This window comes from Bartonella krasnovii (assembly GCF_003606345.3).
Taxonomy (GTDB): Bacteria; Pseudomonadota; Alphaproteobacteria; order Rhizobiales; family Rhizobiaceae; genus Bartonella; species Bartonella krasnovii.
This window is the reverse complement of the sequence record NZ_CP031844.2, coordinates 1,117,916-1,140,155: the sequence shown is the minus strand read 5'-3', so window position 1 is coordinate 1,140,155 and position 22,240 is coordinate 1,117,916. Positions and strand designations below refer to the sequence as shown.

The window sequence follows — 22,240 nt, the reverse complement described above, 5'->3', positions numbered from 1 at the left end:
AGAAAAGAGTAAACGATGAGTCGTTTTTCGGTAATAAGTTTAACACAAGCCGCTGTGAATCGTGTTAAAGCGATTATGGAGGAAAAAGATGCACGAGGTATTCTTGTTGGGATCAAAAAAGGCGGTTGTGCAGGGATGGAATATACAATTACTCTTGTCAAAGAAGAGGGGATAGATGCAGATGTTGTTGAAGTGAATGGTGCTCGTGTTTTTATTGCGCATGATGCGGTGTTATTTTTGTTAGGAACACAGATGGATTATGAAGTGACAACGCTTCGTTCTGGTTTTGTTTTTAAAAATCCTAATCAAGTTTCAGCATGCGGGTGTGGCGAGTCGGTAGAACTCCGTCCTGTTCCTCAAAATCAATATAAAACGAATCGAGCTTCGTGAAATTATTCAAGCTTAAAGAAATTTTAGAAGGCTTGTTCTTTTTTAGCTTCCTTCCAAAGTGCTTCCATTTCTTTCAAGGATGTGTCAGTGAGTGTTTTAGATTGAGTGGATAGCTTTTTTTCAATATAGGCAAAACGATTTCGGAATTTTGTATTTGTCTTTTTTAATGCTTTTTGTGAATCAATTGCTAAGTGGCGTGCGAGATTCAGAAGAACAAAGTAGAGATCTCCAAATTCTGCCTCTATTTCTAATTTTTTTTTATTTTTGATGGCTTCTTTGAGTTCTTCCAGTTCTTCTTCTATTTTTGCAAAAACTTTATCACTTTCTTGCCAATCAAAACCCACTCTAGCTGCTTCTTCTTGTAAAGCAAAAGCCTCTTGGTCTGCAGGCTGGATCGGTTTTACTTTTGCAAGAATACTTGAATTATTATTTTTTTCTTTGCTCAATTTCTTTTGTTCAGCCCGTTCTTCTTTTTTTATATATTCCCATTCTTCTTTTATAAATCCTCGTTTTTTTTGCTCGGCATTTCCAAAAACGTGAGGATGGCGGCGAATCATTTTTTCCGTAATTGCATAAACGACATCTTCAAAAGTAAAGCTACCTTCTTCTTGTGCAATGGTAGCATGATAAACAACCTGTAAAAGAAGATCACCAAGTTCTTCACAGAGATCTTTTTGGTTATTTCGTTCAATGGCGTCGATGACTTCGTAAACTTCTTCGAGCAGATAGGGTATGAGGGATTTAGAAGTTTGTTTTTTATGCCAGAGACAACCATTATCAGGATTTCGTAAGGCAGTGATAATCGCGGTGAGATCTTTGATATTTTTTGAGGCTAACATTTGTACTTCCTCTGTAAAAAAATAGAGCTCATGTTAGATGTCCCAACGTCTATGTAACCACATCCATTGTCCGGGATATTCACGCACCCAAGTTTCAACAATATCATTTAATTTTTGCGTAGAAGCAGCGATATCGATATCATTTTTTTCATCTCGTGGAAGTTCTACACGTTCATATAATTCTAAACGATGACGTCCTCCAGGCAGACGAATACAACGTGCTGGATAAATATCACAGTTATATTGCCGTGCAAGCTTTATAATTAAGGGATTTGTTTTAAGGGGTCTGTTAAAAAATGTTCCCATGATACCGCGGCGAAACTTCTGATCAACGAGCATACCAACATTTTTACCTTCTGCTAATTTACCTGCTAATGCCCATGCTGCACCGGCTTTTGAGGGAACAAGATGTCCCATAGAAGTTTGTCGTGCTTTAAGGACTCGTTTGGCAACATGAGGGTTATTGGGTGGTCTAAATAGGACTGTAACATTTAGATCAAAACTTTGTGCACAAATAGGCAGAAGTTCAAAATTTCCAGTATGCGCTGTGAAAAAAATATGGGGCTTTTTTTCTTCTTTTAATCGTTCAAAGATTTCAATTCCCTTAACCTCAATAAAACCTGGCTCTTCCGCATGAGGATCAAAATCAAAAATTTTATCAAGAAAAATATATTCGGCTAGAAAGCGTCCTATGTTTTCCCACATTTCGATTGCAATCTCGTAGCGTTCTTGCTCTGTTTTTTCTGGATATGCCTTCCTAAGGTTTGCAAGGGTTATTTGATGACGATGTACGAGGGGTCCGATTTTTTTTGCTAACCAAGAAAAAAAAGAAATTCCCATTTTGGCTGGAAAGCATTTTAGAATAAATAAAGAACCAAAAAGCAGATAAGCCCATAACAAGTAGGATATTTTTTTAGCTATAACTTTAATATGATAGATGAGATTTTTAAGAGAAAGCTTCATCATGATTTAATTGATTTTAAGAATAATTTTACCAAAAACATCACGGCTTTCCATTCGTTTTAAAGCTGTATCCATTTCATCAAGTCCAACAATTGTATCAATGACAGGGTGTACGGCTTTTTGTGCCATTTTTTGCATAGCATTTTTCATATTTTCCATACGGCAGCCAAATGAACCAAATATCTTAAGCTGTTGTTGAAATAATTGCATGAGATTTATTGATGCTGAAACACCAGAGGTAGAACCGCAAGTTACTAAACGTGCTCCTTTTTTCATACACAATAAAGAACCGTTCCATGTATCGACCCCAACATGCTCAAAAACGACGTCAACACCTTTTTTTTGGGTTAATTTGCGCACTACACCTTCAAAACGATCTTTACGATAATTAATCACATGATCTGCTCCAAGAGACTGTGCTTTTGCAATTTTTTCATCTGAACCTACAGTCGTGATAACGGTACATCCCATATGTTTTGCAAGTTGAATGGCAGCAGAGCCAATACCGGAACCACCAGCTTGTATCAGGATTGTTTCTCCTGCTTGTAGTTTTGCATTATCGAAAAGCATATGTTCTACGGTACCAAAAGTAATTGGAGCAACAGCGGCTTGAAGTTCATCACATTGGGGAGGGGCTGGAACCAATAAACGTGCGGGTAAATTGACAAATTCACAAGAAAAACCATCAAGATGAAAACCGTAGACTCCTTTTACATCCGTGCAAAGATTATCCCGTCCTTCATGACAAGCTTGGCATGCCCCACAGGTTTGTGCTCCATAAATTGAGACAATCTGTCCAAGTTGAAGATTTTCAATATTATCTCCTACTTGTACAACCTCACCAGAAGCTTCTGCACCAATGATGAGGGGCATTTTTCTTTTCGCGAAAGCCATCCCACGCCAGCCCCATACATCAATATGATTAAGAGCAACGGCTTTGATTCGCACTGTTACTTCATCTGGTCTAGGTGAAGGAGGTGAGGAAATATTGGTGATTTCAAGCTGACGTTCATTTAGCAATTGTAGCGCACGCATTATTATTCCCCTTCAATTGATAATTGCTATTGCTTCAGTATGATTAACTTTGGTCAGTACGTAAAAGATTATCCTTTATAGGCTGTGAGAACAAGACTTGTATTTTGACCACCAAACCCAAATGAATTTGACAAAACCGCATTGACATTAGCTTTACGGCTATGATGAGGAACAACATCTAAAGGGATAGCAGGGTCAGGATTATCGTAATTTATTGTAGGTGGAAGTATCCCCGATTGAATGGTCAAAAGCGAAAAAACAGCTTCTATGGCACCAGCAGCAGTTAAGGTATGCCCAATCATTGATTTATTAGAAGAAACAGGAATATGCTCTAGAACGTTACCGAAGACTGTCGATAAGGCAAGATATTCCATTTTTTCATTTTCAGGTGTTGAGGTTCCATGAGCATTAATATAGTCAATTTCATGGATAGTTATTTGTGCATCATTTAAGGCTTTGCGAACGGATCCAATGGCTGGTGATGCATCGGGTTTTGAACGTGTACGGTGAAAATCATCGGCCGTTTCTCCACAGCCCGCTAAAATTCCTAAAACTGTAGCATTCCGGTTTAATGCGCTTTGAAGAGATTCAAGAACAAGAGCGCCTGAGCCTTCTGCCATAACAAATCCATCTCGATCTCGGCTGAAGGGTTTTGCTGCTTTTTCTGCAGGTTCATTTTGAGTGGAAAGAGCAGAGAGTAATGAAAAACGAATGAGAGATTCTGCTGAAACGGATCCATCTGTCGCAATGGTAAGAGCCCGATTTGTTTCACCTCGTCGAATAGCTTCAACGCCTAATTGAATTGCTGTCGCACCAGATGCACAAGCCGTGGAAAGTGTAACAGGCAGTCCCTTTGTGCCAAACGTTTTTTGCAGCTTTTCTGCAATGGCACCAAATTGTGTGGTTTCAAAAAGTGCCTCATGGCGTTTATGCCTACAGATTCTAAGAAGATGTGCATAAGAAGGCTCATTATTGAGTTCTTCCTCTTGATCAAGATTAAAACGTGCTTGCCATTCAAGCTCAACAGGAGGCGCAGCTAGAAAGAGTGGTCCATTAAAGTTTGTTTTATTAAGAGCAGCTTGTTCTAAAGCTTCTTCAGCAGAAAGATGTGCAAGCTTTTCAGAAAGCGCCGAAGCACCAAGAGTACTTTCTTTGAGAAAATCAATTGTCCCAGCAATATATGTATTTAATCCTTCAACAGGAAAACGCGTTATTTTATGGATACCGCTTACACCGTTTGTTAATTTTTGCCAATTTTCATGTTTCCCTTGTCCGAGTGATGTAACAACGCCAGCTCCAGTTATGGCTACAAGTGGACGTCCAAAATGATCATGATATTTCACAATAGAAATTCCCCTTCAAACAGCCGTAAGATGTACAACACCTTCAGCTCTTTTTATACCAATAGTGGTAACAAATATTTCATGGACTTCTTTAGAAAAAGGTTTTTCATGAGGACTTAATGCTGGAAAACAGTGTTTTTTTTCAATTGAAAGTGCTGCAAGGGCAAGTGCTAAAGGAAATTGTGCTTCTCGCATATAACCGAATAATGTTGTAATACCTCGGTAAGATAGATCGGCATCATCAAGAGCATTTTGTTCTGCTTTTGTTGCTTCGTGAGCACCTGATGCCGCTGAAATGGCTAAGGAATTTTTAGCGCCCACTGTTTTTAACATTGTTGCAATTGATTCCTTAAGCGGCGTTTTGGTTCTATCTGTTTGGTCTGTAATAATTTGGCTAATTTCAGCATAAGCACGTGCGTTACGTTTTTTTGCATGTTCACCACTTTCAAGAACAAGAAAGACACCACCAGAACCGGTAATAATACCACCACCTGGGCGAATTTCACGATCCCACACTGAGCTCCATCCATTATGGGTTAAAAGACCACCAAGTTCATGGGCCAACAACATATCATAACTTTGTGCATTATAGGAACTTCCTACAAGAGCATGGGTACTTTGTCCTGATTTAATACGGGCTACAGCAATTTGAAGTGAAGAAAGTCCACTGCCTTCTTCTCCCATAAATGTGCGAGATGATCCAGTAACTTTATGAACGATTGAAATGTTTCCCGCTAGAAGATTTGAAAGTTGTGCCAAAAATAATGTTGGGCGAAGTTCGGTTGAAAGTGCAACATTTAACATAGAGGTATGATCTGTGACTGCACGCGCTTTAGAAAGAATCTGCGTATCAACAGTAATATCGCGTTCTCCTCCACTTGCTGCTACGATCATGTCCATTGTTGATGTGAATTGTTCATTATTTTTCATACCGGCATCATCAAGAGCAAGACCAGCTGCATAGGTACCAAGACGTTGCCATATTCCCATTTGCCGTTGATCACTTTTCTTAGGAATTTGTAAATTCCAATCAATTTCAGGCAATTTATGAACTGTGTAGGGCGAAAAAGTTGTACAATCTAGGTTCGGTGTACAGATCGGATCATTTAAGAGTTTCCAATGTTGATCAGTTCCTTCCCCCAGAGAGCTTATGAGACCTATACCAGTGATGAATACAGATTGATCATACATAATAAAAAAAATTACTCCGCCTGTTTTAAGGCAACGAGATCATCAATTTTTGCACAAAGATTTTTGAGAACAAAGTATTCTTCTGTAGCAACTGTACCTTCATTGACTTCTTGCGTCCATTGTTCTAGGGGAACTTTTATTCCGAAAGCTTTATCAATAGCGAAAACAATATCAAGAAAATCAAGACTGTCGATTCCCAAATCATCAATTGTATGACTTTCAGGTGTGATTGTATTGCGATCAATTTCACTGATTTCTGCAATAATATCAGCAACTTTATCAAACGTGGAAGGCAATGTATGGATTCCTTATTATAGAGTTAGCAAATTCAAAATACATTTAATATCATTCTTCTAGCCTTTTTTCTTTTAAAAAAAAAGCCTTAATCCAGAATATAACTGTCTTTTCTAGAAAGAAAAGAGCTTTACAGTATGTGAAATACTATATCTCAATATTTAAAAAACTTTGAAGTTTTATTGCACATTTATTTTACGAGCTTATTTTTTCTATTTGCTGCATGAACGGCAAGGGCTGTTATATTAACAACGCCTCGTGACGTTACTGAAGGCGTTAGTATATGAGCGGGACGTGCTGCCCCTATTAAGATAGGACCAACATGAAGTGCATTTGTAAGGCTTTTAACAGTATTGAGCGTGATGTTGGCTGAATCAAGTGTTGGAAAAACAAGCAAATTTGCTTCACTTTTGAGACGAGAATCAGGAAAAACACGATCACGAAAAACTTTGGAAAGGGCTGCATCACCATGCATTTCACCATCTGATTCTAAATGAGGGTGTTCTTTGGCAAGAATTTCCGTTGCACGGCGCATTTTACACGCACTTTCTGTGTTTTTAGAACCAAAGTTTGAGTGTGATAGTAAGGCTGCTTTAGGTGTTATTCCAAATGCTTCAACTTCTTGAGCTGCTAATACAGTCATTTCAGCGATTTCTTCTGCAGAAGGATTTTCATTAACGTAAGTGTCTGTGAGAAAAAGAGTACGCTGTTGAGAGATAAGCAAACTCATAGCAGAAAAACGATGAACATGAGGATCAAGACCGATAATTTGTTCGATCAATTCAAGTTGACGTTCAAAACGCCCCTCTAAACCGCAAATCATCGCATCTGCTTCTTCACGCATGACGGCAAGGGCAGCAATAGCGGTTGTTGATGTTCTCACTATTGTTTTTGCCATTTCAGGCGTAACACCACGTCTTCCTGTATAATGAAAAAATAAATTAACATAATCACGAAAACGTGGATCATCTTCAGGATTTGTTAATTCAAAATCTATATTAGGGCGAATTTTCAAACCAAAGCGTTTTAATCTTGCTTCTACGACATGTGGACGTCCGATAAGGAGAGGTGTTGCTGTTTGTTCTTCAATGACAACTTGTGCTGCGCGAAGGACGCGTTCATCTTCACCATTAGCATAGATGACACGTTTACGTTTTGCTGTTTTTGCAGCAGCAAAAACAGGCTTCATTGTTAAACCAGAAAGAAAGACAAAACGATTGAGGATATCATGGTAGGATTCCATATCTTCAATAGGACGAAGTGCAATACCCGTTGTCATTGCTGCTTTAGCAACAGCAGGAGCAATACGTAGTATTAAACGCGGATCAAAAGGAGAGGGGATCAGATAATTTGGTCCAAAACTGGGCGGTTCTTTAGCGTATGCACGTGCTGCAACATCTGAAGTTTCTTCACGAGCAAGGGCAGCTATCGCATGAACAGCAGCCATTTTCATTTCTTCATTAATTGCAGTCGCACCTACGTCTAATGCACCACGGAAGATATAGGGAAAACAAAGGACATTATTAACTTGATTGGGATAATCAGAGCGACCTGTGCAGATCATCGCATCGGGTCGTATAGAATGTGCTTCTTCGGGCATAATTTCTGGTACTGGATTAGCCAGCGCTAAAATGAGTGGATTTTGAGCCATTCTTTTAAGATATTCAGGCTTTAAAACTCCTCCCGCCGATAAGCCTAGAAAAATATCTGCATCATCAATAATATCAGATAAAGTTCTCGCTTTAGTTTTTTGTGCATAATTGACTTTCCAACGATCCATGAGGGTTTGGCGACCTTCATAAACAACGCCTTCTAAGTCGCTAAGCCAAATATTTTCAACTTTTGCTCCAAGACGGACCAAAAGATTAAGACAAGCGAGGGCGGCCGCACCTGCACCTGAAGTAACAATTTTTGCATTTTCAATTTTTTTTCCTGAAAGATTTAAGGCGTTTAATACAGCAGCAGAAACAATAATGGCCGTTCCGTGTTGGTCATCATGAAAAACTGGAATATTCATCTTAGCGCGCAGCTTTTCCTCGATTTCAAAACATTCAGGCGCCTTAATATCTTCAAGATTAATACCACCAAATGTAGGTTCTAAGGTAGATACCGTTTGTACCATTTGTTCTATATCGGATGCATCAATCTCAATATCAAAAACATCAATATTGGCAAATTTTTTGAATAAAACAGCTTTGCCTTCCATAACTGGCTTTGAAGCGAGGGGGCCAATGTTTCCTAAACCTAGAACAGCCGTTCCGTTTGATATAACAGCGACTAAATTAGAACGAGATGTATATTGAGCAGCAAGATTGGGATCTTCATGAATTGCAAGACATGGTGCTGCAACACCTGGGGAATAAGCAAGAGCTAAATCACGTTGATTATCAAGAGGCTTTGTTGCTTGTATTTCTAATTTTCCAGGTTTGGGGTGTTGGTGATAAAAAAGTGCAGCACTGTCACGTTCAGCTATTGGTGAACTGAAATTACTCTTTCGTTCTCTAGACATTTTTATGATATCCAAGTTAGTGTGTGTTTATTATGAGTGTTTCATCTACGATAAGGTTTTGTCCACTAATAGATCCTCATTCCTCTGAATATCAAAATGCATGAGCATGAGCAAATTTTTCTGGATCGTAAAACCAGTTTGATGTTTCTTTTCATTTGTACGCATGAATAATTTCATTGACAGTAGCACATTTGTTTTTCTTATCCTTAATCAAACGCGTAAAAATTGATTAGTCTATAAACAAATAAAATATTTAATAATGCTCATATTACCAAGCCATTATTGTTTTTGCAATGCTTACAAAATAAGGAAAGAATAGAAGAGTGTTTCATATTATTTTCATCCAGTTTTTATAAAATATATATTTTATATAAATTTCTATACGTAGGTAGAATAAACAATTTGAAAATTATAAATTGTTTTATAAGGAGATTGGAACGTTGAAAATGGAAGTTATGTTTTTTATTGTTCAATTAAATTCTTAATTTTTTAGAGCGGTATTTCCTATATATTGACAAGTAAGTCTTTAATAAAGAAGATATCACTGTGTCGTCTATAATTGCGCATTTTACCCTAGATTCGTATATTCCGTATAACACGGTGCTCTAATGATAAATCGTTTGTATGCTGAATGGAAAATTTGAATACAATAAGATTTATTCATTTCAATTCTATCTATTATAATAAAAAATATTTACTCACATATTTAAAGCAAAATTAATATGTGGATAAAGGGATAGAAGTGTTTCTTATAAGCTTTCTCATTTTTAGAATGATATGTTATTTGATAGCCTTTACGTTTCTTTAGGGGTATTGCTTAGAATATCATAAAAAACTGTATACCAATTATCTCAGCCTTTGAAGTACAAAGCTCCAGCTAATCACAAAGTACTCTATGATCAACACTTAAGACAACTGGAAAGAGAAAAGCGGAAAAATATTTTCTCCACTTTTCTTATTGTCTATTGGATTCGTCCACTTGCATGAGCAAGCATGGTATAAACTTTTCCTGTATCTGATATCAGGTATTTGCGAACTGAGTTGGAAGAACCAGAACTGCGCGATATCTCACGTAAGAGCTTTTCAAAATCCGAAACATATTGATTCACTGAACGTTTAAATTCAAAATCACTCATATATTTTTTCTTAATCATTTCAAATATTGTTTTTCCATTCAAGGTATAAAGGCGTTCTGTAGCGATGTTTTTTTGTCCACGTTGATAATGATCCCATAACTCAACAATGGCATTGTGATTAATCGCTTGCACGATACCTGATGCTAACGCGTTAAGAGAACTGCTTGTAGGACGTGGTTTTGTTTGCACTGATGTTAAAACAGCATCATTGGGGGTCTCATCATAAAACGTTTCTTCCCGTGAAGCTCTTTCTAAGAGATTTGACACCCATTTATTTGGTCTTTTTATACTTTGATCTTGTTGTAAAACAGGTTTAGGAGGAATGATCTTTTTAATGAACTTAGGAGAATTCTCACTTCTCTCATTAAGCACTGATGATGTAGAAAATGCCGACGTTAACGATTCTCTTACGTTCTTTTGATCATCTTGTATAACACTGATGAGATCTTTTAATGCTGTAATTTGCTCATTCAAAGCCGTACGAATTGTTTGCGTTGTTTCTTTTGTTTTTTCAGGAAGCTTTTTAGTATTTTCATGAATATCATTATTAATCTTTGAAAGCTCTAAACGAACTTCATCCGCGGAGCGACGTATATCTTCTGCTGCTCCTGAAAAACGCGTTGATGCTTCACTAATAAGCCTATTAAGGGATTGTTGGAATGAATCTGTGGCGTTACGCGCATTCTTATCAGAGCGTTCAAGGGCTAAGTTGAAGATTTTTTCATAATGCTCAATCATTTGATTAATTTCATGAGACTTTGAAACAAGAGCATCGCTTAATGCAGAAAGTGTATTATGTTTTTCTTCAAGCGTTGCACTTAGTGAATTTTCAGACTGTTCAAGAACATGAATAGTTTGGGAAAGTGTTTTCGCATGTTCACCAAAACTGTTCGTTATATGATTAATTTGTTCAAAGGTGTTGTTTGAAAGTCCTTGTAGAATTTCAACATTATTATTAAGAGCTTGATTTGAGGCTGATAAACGCTCTGCTACTTGGTTCGTATTGCGGAAAAAATTATTCGTAGTTTCATTAAACTGACCATCAATATTTTGAACGGCTGATAATAAAACATTACTATTCTCTTGGAAGTTGTAAATTGATTGATTTAACTGCTGTAAGATGGATGAGACATTATTAACAAGCTCTTCCTTCATAGCTGTTACTGTTTGAAGTGTTTCAGAGTTCGCTTTGTTCAAGCTATTCACTAAAGATTCATTATGTGCATAAATTCTTTGTTCAGCATCTTGTGTGGAGAGAGAGAGTTGTTCACCGACATGCTGTGTTAAAGAACCAATAGATTCTGTTGTACTTTGTGCTGCTTGATTTAAGTGATTTGTTAGCTCTGTTATTCTTCCAACATGTTCTGAAATTTGTGTTACTGTCTGATTCTTCGCATCTTCCAGACGACTTGTTACATCAGAAAGCTGATAGTCTAAATTATTTTTAAGACTTTGCATAGAATGATGAAGAACATCACAACGTTCGTTAAGGACTTGCTCTATTGTGGTTGTTGATGTGTGAATTGCCTCATTCAATAATGCTTGTGCATTATGGCTGGCTGTTGCGAAAGCTTCAACAGTATGCGCTGTTTGTTCAGACAAAACAGACAGAACTTTTTCACTGGTATCATAAACTGTTTTCTTAACGTTTGATACAATGCGATTGCCTGACTCTGAAAGAATATTTTCAGCTTGCACGGTAACATTCGTAACAGAAGAGAGAATTTGTTCACCCTTAGAAGAAAGAATATCAGAAGCTTTTATAATCTTATTATGCAGACTATCAGTGACTGTATTAACAGAATCTTCTAAGCTAACGCGCAAATTGTCAACACTGCTTTCCAGCGCTTGTTGAATTATCTGACTTTGCTCATTATTAAGCATGAGAGACGTTTTTAACGTATCAGAACGTTCCTCAATAACAGATGTTTGTATATCAATAGCTTCACAGACTTGGCTAAATTTTTCAGATAATGTTTCCTCTAGCGTTGTTGTCCGTTCAAAAATTTTATGTGCACAACCTTCTAAATTTGTATCAAATGATTCCATGCGTGTTTCAAGGGTTTCAAAGAGAACACCACTCGATTGAGAGAGAGTATTCTTTAAAATTTCGGTATGGCTTTCAAGGCTTTTGATATGATCTTGAACGGTTTCAGTAATGTTTTTATTATTGGCGATAATTGCACTCTCAACTAAATCTATTTGTTGTTTCAATGCAACATCGACCCGTATATCACTTTTTGCGATAAGGTTATGGATTGTTTCCATGCGTTGCTCGAGTGTACGTGCTTGATCAGCGAGAACTTCATTGAGAGAAAAGCTATTAATTGCTAAAGAGTCACGCAGAGCATCGGCACGGATATCAATATTTCTCGCTTGAGCCTCTAAAGCATCTTGCGTTGTATTGCAGCTTTGTACAATGACTTCTTGCAGTTTGTTCGTGCATTGAATGATATTTTCAATGTGATTTTCAGATTGTTTATCAACGAGTTGAGCATTGTCAGTCAAAACTTTTTCAATATGAGAAGTATTTTGGACCAAGATATCAATCTGATTTCTTAATGCATCAGCGATTTTATTCTTTTCGTTATCAAGCATATCTGCCATGACAGCTCGTTGATCAGAAAGCTGCAATTTAAAATCTTGTGAACGCTCCTGTATAATATCAACAATGGCATTGTCGACATATCGAATTTCTTCTCTTAGATTTTCTTTACTTTTATCAATTGCAGACAAAATAGTTTCACGTCCATTTGTAAATGCATGGGTAATGTCTGCTGTTTTTTCTTGGAGGTTTTCATTTATTTTCAAGATATGATCTTCCAAGAACTTACCAAGTTCTTCAGCATTATTTTCTAAAGCTTGACTACGTTCTATAAAGGAATCAATAATGGAGTTACTGTGTTTTTTAAGAGAAAGATCAACAGTTGCTAAGCGTTGTTCAAAAGCTCCAATTGCTTGCGAGGTTACGTTATCAAATTCAGAAGAGAGTTTATGTGCTTGGTCGTCAAGCTTTAAAATCTTCTCATCAAAACTCTGTAGAGATTGATTATTGCGATCAAGAAGAGCTTTATCTAAAGCTTTAAACTTTTCATCGACAACGTGCAAAGTTTGATCTGCTACTGCTTGTATATGTGTTGCAATTTTGGCAGCATGCACTTCTGCTTTTGTTGCTGTTTCATTAAAGGTTTTTTCTATTTGTTTTTCATTATGATCAAATTGTTGTGCAAAACTATCAAAGTTTTTTCCTAATTCATCGAAAAATTCTGTGTTTTTCTGCTGAATTTTTGTTGTTGTTTTGTTAAATTTTTCAATAAGCTGATTTGTTACACCATCACTAGCATAGGAAAGTTTTTCAACAAGGTCTTCACCTTGTTTTTGTAAAGTTTGAGAAAGAGTTTGTGCAAGCTTTTCAACATTGGTTACAATTTTAGAAGTAACCAAACCAAATTCATCGCTCAGTTGTTCTTGAGTTCCTTTAATTGTTGATTGTACACGATCGGCGTGATTCAAAATGGCTATGCGTTCATTACTCAATTCTTTGATGAGTGTATGAATGCGTGATTCATTTTCAGCATAGGCTTGTTCTAGGTTGTGAACTTCACCTTGTATGATTGCTTCAAGTTCAACAGCACGTCCAAGGGTACGTTCAATACCTTCATTCATTGCCGCGACTTCTTCACGAATGGTTTGCCCGATAGCAATAGCTTGTTTTTCAGATAATTGTTGTGGCTCACTAAGGCGCTGTGCAGCATTTGTCATAAAAAGAGCAATATTATGCAATTCGTTTGAACGTTTTGTTAATTGAGCAACGCCCCAAGATATAAGAATAGGAATTGCTGTCCCGGCCGCTACAGCAAGTCCTGTTGGGGATGTCAAAAAAGTGCCGATATTAGACAAGGAACTGAGTCCGGCAGGGGCGAGCTTATGCGCAATAAAAGCTCCTCCTGTTACCCATAAAGCACTAAGCGCTGTTGTATACCAATAGATTCGAGAGGAAGAACGTTGCCTTAAGTGTCCAAAATTTACAGGGCTTGTTATATCATCATTTGCAGGAAGAAGTTTCGTTGACAATAACGTATTGTGAACCGTTCCCCCTGAAATATCAGATGAAGGTTTTGGAGCAAAAAGCTGTCCAACAACGGATTTGTCAATAACTGCATCATCATGAATATTAGAAACAAAAGTTGAAGGACCATTTTCAGCAAAAAACTCTTCTTCTGCCATTGCAATTTTTTGAATCAAATCATCAACATTAACAATATTTTCAGAATTATTGGATGATATTGTTTCAAATGCTGTGTCATCCAAATCAAAGTTCATCGCTTTGGTGAGGGCTTCTTCAACTTCAACTTCAAATGTTTGCAATTTGGTTCTGCGTGCCATACTCGCCTCGTACTCTTACAAACGGAAAAAGGGATACGTGCTCTTCCACATAATTTCCGCATACTAGCTGTTAATTATTTAGAAAGGAATATGCCGAGGAAAAAAAATTGAAAACTTATCAAAATAAAGTTAACGTGGTATCTTATACTCTGTTTAAGAGGGTTATAAAATGTAATAAAAACAATTTATTATTTGGTTTTTAAAAAGACAAAAACACTGTTTACAACTTGTGTTTATAAAAAGCTTTATTAACTTATTTTCTTTAAGATAAAGACAATTTAATGGCAGTTATAAATTGCAGTTATAGGTCAATGTTAAAAAATCGTGCGGTGCGAATGCATTTTTGAGTATCGATACTCGATAATAAATGTTATTAGATAATAAATGTTGTTGTCTGCTTACTTTTACTGATTCTAAAGGAAAGAGATTCATCATCTCGTGCATCATCTGTATATAGATTAGGATGTATAAAAATTTGTTTCTTAACTTTAAGTTCATAAAAAGTAAACGTGAAAAAGATTTTGAATTTAATGATAGATTTTCATAAGGCGTACTTTTTTATTGCTTTAAAGAGCGGTTTTTTCTCTAATTTCAGTTATTTGTTGGTAAAATTTGAAGCTTCTACGTTGACAATTGGATATTTTTCAGTCGATATGCATGCACGAATGTTTTATGTAATCGAGATGAAGGTGTAAGAATAATGGCAGAGCGATCACAACACCTACAAGATGTGTTTTTAAATACGGTGCGTAAGCAAAAAATTTCCCTTACCATTTTTCTTGTTAATGGCGTCAAACTTACGGGTATTGTAACTTCATTTGATAATTTTTGTGTCCTTTTGCGCCGAGATGGACACGCGCAATTGGTTTATAAGCATGCTATTTCTACAATTATGCCCGGACAGCCCGTACAGATGTTTGAAGGAGAAAGTCCTGAGTAAACACATCATTTTAAGATAAACCTCTTATCCCATTTTATAAAGTACTTAGATTGCTATGGTAAATAAAAATGAGATATTAGGAGGAGTATTTTCGCAAATTATAAAACAAGTGCGCACACTTGTTTTGATACCGATTTTTCAAGAGAATAGAATTGAAAACTCTTTGAGAGAGTGCTCTATATCTTCTCGTGTTCAAGAGGCGTTGGGGTTAGCACGTGCTATAAGATTAGAAGTTGTTCATTATGAAACGATTAATATTACAACACCTCGTCCTGGGACGCTCTTTGGAAAAGGTAAAGCAGATGTTCTTACCGATTATATCAATGAATATTCTATTGAGCTTGCGATTATAGATCACTTTTTAACGCCAGTGCAGCAGCGTAATTTAGAAAAATTATGGAATTGTAAAGTTATTGATAGAACAGCTTTGATTCTTGAAATTTTTGGTGATCGTGCACGAACAAAAGAAGGGGTTTTGCAAGTAGAATTGGCGCATTTGTCCTATCAAAAAGGGCGGCTTGTGCGGAGTTGGACACACTTGGAACGGCAGCGGGGAGGGCGTGGGTTCCTAGGTGGACCTGGTGAAACGCAAATTGAAGCAGACAGGCGTCTTTTACAAGAAAAAATTATTCGTATTCGCCGCGAATTGGAAACGGTTATTAAAACGCGTACACTTCATAGAGCAAAAAGAAAAAAAACGTCCTATCCTGTTGTTGCTTTGGTTGGATATACGAATACAGGAAAGTCAACTCTTTTTAACCGTTTAAGCGGTGCTGATGTTTTAGCAAAGAATATGTTATTTGCAACGCTTGATCCGACTTTGCGCAAAGTTGTTCTTCCCCATGGAAAAACTGTTCTTTTGTCTGATACCGTAGGTTTTATCTCTAATTTGCCAACAAATTTGATTGCAGCTTTTAGAGCAACCCTTGAAGAAGTGGTTGAGGCAGACCTTATTCTGCATGTAAGAGATATGTCAGATCTTGATCATCGAGCCCATGCCCAAGATGTCTTAAAAGTGCTTTCAAGCCTTGATATCGATATTGATGATACAGAGCATATCATAGAAGTTTGGAATAAGATTGATATGTTAGATGAGCAAGCATTGAATGTTTTACAAACGAGCACAAAAACACGATTAAATCCTGCTCTCATGGTATCAGCTCTTAAAGGGGATGGACTCGACCAATTATTAAGAACTATTGAAAAGAAAATTTTTGGAGAAGTACAAAGCATTGAATATCTTTTAAAACCTCATGAAATGTCGCTTATTGATTGGTTTTATGAAAACTCTGCAGAAATAAAGCAGGAAGGACATGATGATGGCTCTGTTACCGTTAGAGCCGTTCTTACTTCTGAAGCAAAAAAACAACTAGAGAACATCAAAAAAAATATGAATTAAGTTTTTAAAAGCTATAGTTGAACTTTTTTACTCAAATTTTATGTTTTTCTTATTTCAAAATAATATGACAGCAAGTTAAGAGGATAGTTACTACTTTCTTTTAATAAAACAGTATGAAGAAGTATTTTGCTGGTTAAAATAAAGATGAGTCTTAAATGCAATAAAAGACTGTTCGTACGTACAGTATGGCGAAACACTTTGATTGTTTTGCTGCTGCAAATTCTGTGTATCTCTTTGATTTGGTTTTATTATTTTATTCAGCCTCGTGGTTATCAAGCAACTATAGTCTTTTCATTATCTGATTCTGTAGGAAAGCCACTTCCAATTGAAAAACAAGACAATATTATCACCTTTTTGTTTTCACAGCCTATATTTTTAGATGATTCGCATTTTTCTTTAAGCGCTTCTTATAAGAAAAAAAAACAGGAAAATATTCGTTTATCGCGTCATGGTGATCTTATTAATCTTACTTTCGAAGCTGAAACACCTGAAGCAGCTCAATGGGGGGTGGAAGCTTGGTTTTCTACATTTTCACAAGTAATCGTAAGACAAAAACAATCTTTGTTAAATGAGAAATTAAAAGACAAGCGATATGATAATACTGCGATCGTTAATGTTATGCAGGAATTTCGTGCTTCTGTTGATTCTTTTATTCAGCATGATGTCAAACAAGCAGAGCTTCATGATCTTTCGTTGCAATTAACGCAAGCAACTTTAAAGCGTATTCATTTAACAAGTTTGAATTCAACAATTAACATGATGCGTGAAAAAGGGCAGTCTTTACTGTCTTTATCATTTATTGCAGGCAATTCAGCAATTGTATCTCTGGAATCTAAACGTAACCTCTTGGAAGCACAAAGAGCACACATGGCTGCGCAATTGGGGTGGACACATCCTCAAATTAAGGCCATGACTGCGGAGTTAGAGGCGGTTTCTTATCAATTAAAAAATAAAATTTCACAGATTGTTGACCAAATTCATTCAGATGAGATTATTGCAACGGAGTTAGAAAAACAGCTCAAAAAAAAGGTGAGCTTGTTTGTAAATGATCAATCACATTCTTTGAATCAAATCTTTAACGCGTTTGAAAGTAAAATAAAAGCAGAGATTGATGTACAAAATAAAGCGATGAGTAAGTCTGCTCAAGGGAAGGAAAAAGTTATTGGTTTATATCGGGGGGGGAATGATGATTCTCTTCTCTTGCAAAATACAAAGATTCAAGTGGTTATGCCAACAACGTTAGCGCCAATTTCTTTTATGGCTCTTTATGGAAAAAATATTCTCATGAGTGCATTGGCGAGCTTCCTTACTCTTTTGCTCGGAATAGTATTATTTTATCCATGCTTTAGAAGCAAAAAAAATCAACTCTCAGAAGAGGATTTGAAGTCTGGAGAAAATGCCCTCAAGAAAAATGAGAATATTTCAGTTTCTCAAGAAGTGAAAAATCTTGAAGCCTTTATTACGATAGAGGGATTATCTGATGTTTTGAAATGGCGTGCTTCAACTGTTATTTCAATCATTGGACCAGAAGCTGCACGGACAGCGGCAAAACTTTCACTTCATCTTACAAAAGAGAACAAAACAATTTTGTTGGTTGATATCTCTGGCCAACAAATAGAGAAAGTCATTGGTCCACATCGGGGGCTGAGTGATATTTTAACCGGTAATGCTCAGTTGCATGACGTTATTTACCGTGATTATGATACGGGGGTTGATATTCTCCCTCAAGGATTAACAAGCGCTGTTGCTGCACAAGATTTTTCAAATAATATTTCTCATATATTACAAGAATTTAAAAAAGAGTATGATTTTATCGTTTTAGAGATGGCAAGCGAACCTAAATATGGATTTGAGCAATTTGCAGAGCTAACGGACTATTATATTTCTAATACTGTTCTTAATGAATTGGACTGGATGATGCGGATGGTCAGTCGCTTTCCAAAGACTGTGTATCGTGTTGTTGCATTATGAATTTTGTAAAAAAGAAAGATGTATCGCATGTTATAGTGCTACGCTTGTTTTTTGCTAAAGTTATAGTACATACTAGAATACGAAGATTTTGTGTTTTAAATTAAAAAATGCATTGTAGTTGGAGAGAAGCGTGGGGCAATCAGAGATGGCAGTAAAAAGATTAAACGATAACCTTTTAACACCTGTGCAAAAGAGAAATCGAAAGCAAATTCAGGTGTGGCTTTATTCTATTTTATTGCTTTGCTTAGCAATTGTTTTGGTAGGGGGTGCAACCCGTTTGACGGGATCAGGGTTATCAATAACGGAATGGAAGCCAATACATGGCGTTATTCCACCGATCGGTGTGGATCAATGGCAAGAGGAATTTTTAAAGTATCAACAAATAGCGCAGTATAAGTTGCTTAATTCTGATATGACTTTAAGTGCTTTTAAGATCATTTTTTGGTGGGAATGGGCGCACCGTATTCTCGGGCGTCTTGTTGGTCTTGTCGCTTTATTGGGGTTAATTTGGTTTTGGGCGACGAAGCGTATTGAAAAAAATATTTTACTTCCGCTTATTGTTGTGCCTATCCTTATCGCCTTTCAAGGCTTTATTGGTTGGTGGATGGTTGCTTCAGGAATTGGGCAAAGTAATTTAACAAGTGTGAGTCAATATCGTTTGGCATTTCATCTTATAACAGCATGTTTGGTTATTATTTTTGTTACTTATTTATCGCGCGGGCTTACAGAGTATTCAGAAAAATCAGCCAATCAAAAGGTGCAATATTTTGCGGCTTGGCTCGTTATTCTCGTCTTGATAGAGATTTATTTAGGAGCTTTGGTGGCAGGGCTTCACGCTGGAAAAGTCTATAATACATGGCCCCTTATGGATGGTCAGATTATTCCTGATGGGTTATTACAGCATCATCCTTTTTGGCTTAATTTCTTTGAAAATCCCTTAACAGTTCAATTTATTCATCGGTTTTTCGCTTATTTTTTATTTATTATCTCGATTCTTCATGCTTTCTATGTACAAAAACATGTTCCGCATTCAACCCATTCTCGTCGGGCATTTCTTATCTGCTTTATGATCATTATCCAAGCACTTTTAGGTATCTTGACACTGTTACATGAGGTTCCGATAAGTTTAGGGCTCATTCATCAAAGTATGGCATTAGCTGTATTATGTTTTTCGGTTGCACACTGGCGAGCAACAAAAGGGGCATATCGCGTTGTTGAATAAAAGTGTGTAGCTAGATGGCATTTAATTGGCTGAAAGCATTAAATCGAGATTTTGGATAGCAGCAGCTGATGCGCCTTTTCCTAAATTATCGAAGAGCGCACAGAGATTAAAAATTCCTTCGCGATCATTTCCAAAAACGAACAATTTCATACCATCTTTATTGGCAAAACATTCTGGATTTAGTCTTTGAAGAGAAGCTATTTCATCTTGTGATACAACTGAAATAATGTTTTGTCCTTCGTAATGGTTTGTAAGAATTTCACGCAGATCAGAACAGTTTGCTGATTTTGTGAATAAATGACGGTGTAGTGGAAGATTCACAATCATTCCTTGAGGAAAACGACCAACACTAGGTATAAAAAGTGGCGTTTGATTAATTTGTCCATGGAGTTTAATTTCTGGCACATGTTTGTGTTCAAGATTGAGACCATAGATAAAATAATTTTCCTGAATATTTTCTTGAGATTGATTTTCCATTTGTGTAATCAGTTGTCTTCCACCACCGGTATAGCCGGAGATTGCATGAATCGAGATGGGATAATCGGCATCTAGTACTCCTGCTTCGCGAAGGGGGCGAATCAAGCTAATAGCACCAGTGGAATAACATCCAGGATTAGAGACGTAATGGGCTGCTTGAATGCGTTTTTTTTGGCCTGCTGTCATTTCAGGAAAACCGTAGACCCAGTTTGGTGCAACACGGTGAGCTGTTGAGCTATCAATAATCCTAATGTTTTTATTTTTTTTAAGCCAATGAACAGTTTTACGTGCTGCATCATCTGGAAGACATAAAATAGCAATATCCGTTTGAGTAAGATAGTCTTGCCGCAGATGAACATTATGGCGATCCTTATGAGCAAGAGAGAGTAGTTTTAAATCTGTACGTTTCTCTAAGCGTTTTTGTATTTGTAGACCGGTTGTGCCGTGTTCACCATCAATAAAAACTTTGGTTACCATTCTTAATCTACCTTATATTAATTTTGCCTATGATATCCAGCTCTTCACATTATAAATTATTTTAAATCATTACCAACTTAAATAATAATCACTAACTTATTGAATTTCTTTAGATTATAGATATTTTTTATAAAAGCTATCAATAAGGTCGTAAAGAAAAAGCTTAACTTCATTTTTTACTCTTCTTATGAACGAATTATGAGCGAAATTTTTTGCTGTTTCTATGACGAGGAATAAGATAGACATTTGTATCAGTATTTTTGAGTGTAAGTGGTTTAAAATGTTTGGTTTGCATGATTTGCTGTGTTATCGTTTAGTGACTTTATTTTTCAATGTTAGGGATGTATTCTATGACTCAGCAAGAAAATGACGCACAAAAGCACTTTTTTAATGATAATTTACAGACAGTTGATGGTGCAATTTTTAAGGCCATTAGAGGGGAATTTGAGCGGCAACAACACGAGATTGAGCTGATTGCCTCAGAGAATATTGTTTCAAGAGCGGTTCTTGAAGCACAAGGGTCTGTTTTAACCAATAAATATGCAGAAGGTTATCCAAGAAAACGCTATTATGGGGGGTGTCAATTTGTTGATGTCGTTGAAGATTTAGCAATTGAACGAGCAAAACAGCTTTTTGGTGCTGCTTTTGCAAATGTACAACCCAATTCTGGTAGCCAAATGAATCAAGCTGTCTTTCTGGCATTACTCCAGCCTGGTGATACATTTATGGGATTGGATTTAAATGCTGGTGGTCACCTTACGCATGGTTCATCTGTCAATATGTCGGGAAAATGGTTTGATGTTGTTTCTTATGGTGTGCGTCAAGAAGATCAGATTATTGATATGGATGAGGTTGAGCGGCTTGCGAAAGAACGTAAGCCAAAACTTATTATAGCAGGGGGCTCATCTTATCCTCGATTCTGGGATTGGGAACGATTCCGTGAAATTGCCGATGAGGTCGGTGCTTATCTCCTTGTTGATATGTCTCATATTGCTGGTCTTGTTGCTGGTGGCGTGCATCCTTCCCCTGTTGCTCATGCACATATTGTAACGACCACAACACATAAATCGCTTCGAGGTCCTCGGGGTGGTTTGATATTGACAAATGATGAGGCTTTATCCAAAAAAATTAATTCTGCTATTTTTCCTGGTCTTCAAGGGGGGCCTTTAATGCATGTGATTGCAGCAAAGGCTGTGGCATTTGAAGAGGCTTTGCAGCCTTCTTTCAAAAGTTACACTGCCAATGTTGTCGCTAATGCAAAAATTTTAGCAAAAACATTACAGAATAATGGTTTTAATATTGTTTCTGGCGGTACAGATAATCATTTATTGTTGGTTGATTTACGTTCGAAAAATCTAACAGGGAAACGTGCCGAATTGGCTTTAGGACGCGCTCATATGACCTGCAATAAAAATGGCATTCCTTTTGATCCTGAAACACCATCTATAACATCGGGAATTCGTTTGGGATCACCTGCTGCTACAACACGTGGTTTTTTAGAAAAAGAGTTTACACAAGTTGGTCATCTGATTTCAGAAGTTCTTGATGGTCTTCGAAATGCAAAAAGTGATGAAGATAACCATGCCATTGAAATGGCGGTTAAGAAAAAGGTGAACGATATAACAAATCAATTTCCTCTTTATTCTTATCTTAACATGCGTTAAGGAT

15 protein-coding genes are annotated in these 22,240 nt (G+C 36.8%); 6 read left to right on the top strand and 9 right to left on the bottom strand.

Translation table 11 applies throughout. From position 1 onward, the window contains the following. Window positions 1-15 precede the first annotated feature (15 nt). Window positions 16-390 (top strand): iron-sulfur cluster assembly accessory protein, encoded by a 375-nt coding sequence (locus D1092_RS04920; protein WP_120122431.1) that lies wholly within the window; start codon window positions 16-18, stop codon window positions 388-390. Between the two features lie 23 nt (window positions 391-413). On the opposite strand, the gene mazG is transcribed toward D1092_RS04920, so the two are convergent. The 8 genes from mazG to D1092_RS04880 all read right to left on the bottom strand — a co-directional run bounded on the left by mazG (window position 414) and on the right by D1092_RS04880 (window position 14,086). Then, window positions 414-1,229 (bottom strand): nucleoside triphosphate pyrophosphohydrolase, encoded by an 816-nt coding sequence (mazG, locus tag D1092_RS04915; protein ID WP_120122430.1) that lies wholly within the window; start codon window positions 1,227-1,229, stop codon window positions 414-416. Window positions 1,230-1,262: 33 nt separating this feature from the next. Then, the gene (locus D1092_RS04910; RefSeq protein ID WP_120122790.1) at window positions 1,263-2,192 is read right to left on the bottom strand and encodes a lipid A biosynthesis lauroyl acyltransferase; all 930 of its coding nucleotides are present in this window, start codon (window positions 2,190-2,192) and stop codon (window positions 1,263-1,265) included. Between the two features lie 6 nt (window positions 2,193-2,198). Then, window positions 2,199-3,227 (bottom strand): zinc-binding dehydrogenase, encoded by a 1,029-nt coding sequence (locus D1092_RS04905; RefSeq protein ID WP_120122429.1) that lies wholly within the window; start codon window positions 3,225-3,227, stop codon window positions 2,199-2,201. Between the two features lie 68 nt (window positions 3,228-3,295). Further along, window positions 3,296-4,570, bottom strand: coding sequence for a beta-ketoacyl-ACP synthase (locus D1092_RS04900; protein ID WP_120122428.1), 1,275 nt, complete (start codon window positions 4,568-4,570; stop codon window positions 3,296-3,298). A 15-nt stretch (window positions 4,571-4,585) separates the two neighbouring features. Beyond that, window positions 4,586-5,761 carry a beta-ketoacyl-ACP synthase gene (locus D1092_RS04895; RefSeq protein ID WP_120122427.1) on the bottom strand — a complete coding sequence of 392 codons (1,176 nt, stop codon included), beginning with the start codon at window positions 5,759-5,761 and terminating at the stop codon, window positions 4,586-4,588. Between the two features lie 11 nt (window positions 5,762-5,772). Further along, window positions 5,773-6,057, bottom strand: coding sequence for an acyl carrier protein (locus tag D1092_RS04890; protein ID WP_005773457.1), 285 nt, complete (start codon window positions 6,055-6,057; stop codon window positions 5,773-5,775). 188 nt (window positions 6,058-6,245) lie between these two features. Continuing rightward, a complete protein-coding gene (locus D1092_RS04885) occupies window positions 6,246-8,564 on the bottom strand; it encodes an NADP-dependent malic enzyme (RefSeq protein WP_120122426.1) in 2,319 nt (772 codons plus the stop codon). 962 nt (window positions 8,565-9,526) lie between these two features. Then, complete coding sequence (locus D1092_RS04880; RefSeq protein WP_120122425.1) at window positions 9,527-14,086, bottom strand: coiled-coil domain-containing protein; 4,560 nt, start codon at window positions 14,084-14,086, stop codon at window positions 9,527-9,529. A gap of 700 nt (window positions 14,087-14,786) precedes the next feature. Here D1092_RS04880 and hfq point away from each other — a divergent pair. From hfq to D1092_RS04860, 4 genes are all read left to right on the top strand, one after another. Next, a complete protein-coding gene (gene hfq / locus D1092_RS04875) occupies window positions 14,787-15,026 on the top strand; it encodes an RNA chaperone Hfq (protein ID WP_005773461.1) in 240 nt (79 codons plus the stop codon). A gap of 55 nt (window positions 15,027-15,081) precedes the next feature. Continuing rightward, window positions 15,082-16,425 (top strand): GTPase HflX, encoded by a 1,344-nt coding sequence (gene hflX, locus D1092_RS04870; RefSeq protein ID WP_120122424.1) that lies wholly within the window; start codon window positions 15,082-15,084, stop codon window positions 16,423-16,425. 144 nt (window positions 16,426-16,569) lie between these two features. Then, entirely contained in the window at window positions 16,570-18,396 is a 1,827-nt protein-coding gene (locus D1092_RS04865; protein WP_120122423.1) for a hypothetical protein, read from the top strand. A gap of 130 nt (window positions 18,397-18,526) precedes the next feature. Beyond that, the gene (locus D1092_RS04860) at window positions 18,527-19,618 is read left to right on the top strand and encodes a COX15/CtaA family protein (RefSeq protein WP_120122422.1); all 1,092 of its coding nucleotides are present in this window, start codon (window positions 18,527-18,529) and stop codon (window positions 19,616-19,618) included. A gap of 21 nt (window positions 19,619-19,639) precedes the next feature. On the opposite strand, the gene argC is transcribed toward D1092_RS04860, so the two are convergent. Continuing rightward, window positions 19,640-20,572 carry an N-acetyl-gamma-glutamyl-phosphate reductase gene (argC, locus tag D1092_RS04855; RefSeq protein WP_120122421.1) on the bottom strand — a complete coding sequence of 311 codons (933 nt, stop codon included), beginning with the start codon at window positions 20,570-20,572 and terminating at the stop codon, window positions 19,640-19,642. 350 nt (window positions 20,573-20,922) lie between these two features. Between argC and glyA the strand changes: the two genes are divergently transcribed. Continuing rightward, window positions 20,923-22,236: a serine hydroxymethyltransferase gene (gene glyA, locus D1092_RS04850; protein ID WP_120122420.1), complete on the top strand. Its 1,314-nt coding sequence runs from the start codon at window positions 20,923-20,925 to the stop codon at window positions 22,234-22,236. Window positions 22,237-22,240: the final 4 nt, after the last annotated feature.

Coding starts and splice junctions, on each gene's coding strand:
- D1092_RS04910 (WP_120122790.1), bottom strand. CDS start 2,192: ATGAAGCTTTCTCTTAAAAATCTCATCTATCATATTAAAGTTATAGCT.
- glyA (WP_120122420.1), top strand. CDS start 20,923: ATGACTCAGCAAGAAAATGACGCACAAAAGCACTTTTTTAATGATAAT.
- D1092_RS04880 (WP_120122425.1), bottom strand. CDS start 14,086: ATGGCACGCAGAACCAAATTGCAAACATTTGAAGTTGAAGTTGAAGAA.
- D1092_RS04865 (WP_120122423.1), top strand. CDS start 16,570: ATGAGTCTTAAATGCAATAAAAGACTGTTCGTACGTACAGTATGGCGA.
- hfq (WP_005773461.1), top strand. CDS start 14,787: ATGGCAGAGCGATCACAACACCTACAAGATGTGTTTTTAAATACGGTG.
- argC (WP_120122421.1), bottom strand. CDS start 20,572: ATGGTAACCAAAGTTTTTATTGATGGTGAACACGGCACAACCGGTCTA.
- D1092_RS04905 (WP_120122429.1), bottom strand. CDS start 3,227: ATGCGTGCGCTACAATTGCTAAATGAACGTCAGCTTGAAATCACCAAT.
- hflX (WP_120122424.1), top strand. CDS start 15,082: ATGGTAAATAAAAATGAGATATTAGGAGGAGTATTTTCGCAAATTATA.
- D1092_RS04920 (WP_120122431.1), top strand. CDS start 16: ATGAGTCGTTTTTCGGTAATAAGTTTAACACAAGCCGCTGTGAATCGT.
- mazG (WP_120122430.1), bottom strand. CDS start 1,229: ATGTTAGCCTCAAAAAATATCAAAGATCTCACCGCGATTATCACTGCC.
- D1092_RS04895 (WP_120122427.1), bottom strand. CDS start 5,761: ATGTATGATCAATCTGTATTCATCACTGGTATAGGTCTCATAAGCTCT.
- D1092_RS04885 (WP_120122426.1), bottom strand. CDS start 8,564: ATGTCTAGAGAACGAAAGAGTAATTTCAGTTCACCAATAGCTGAACGT.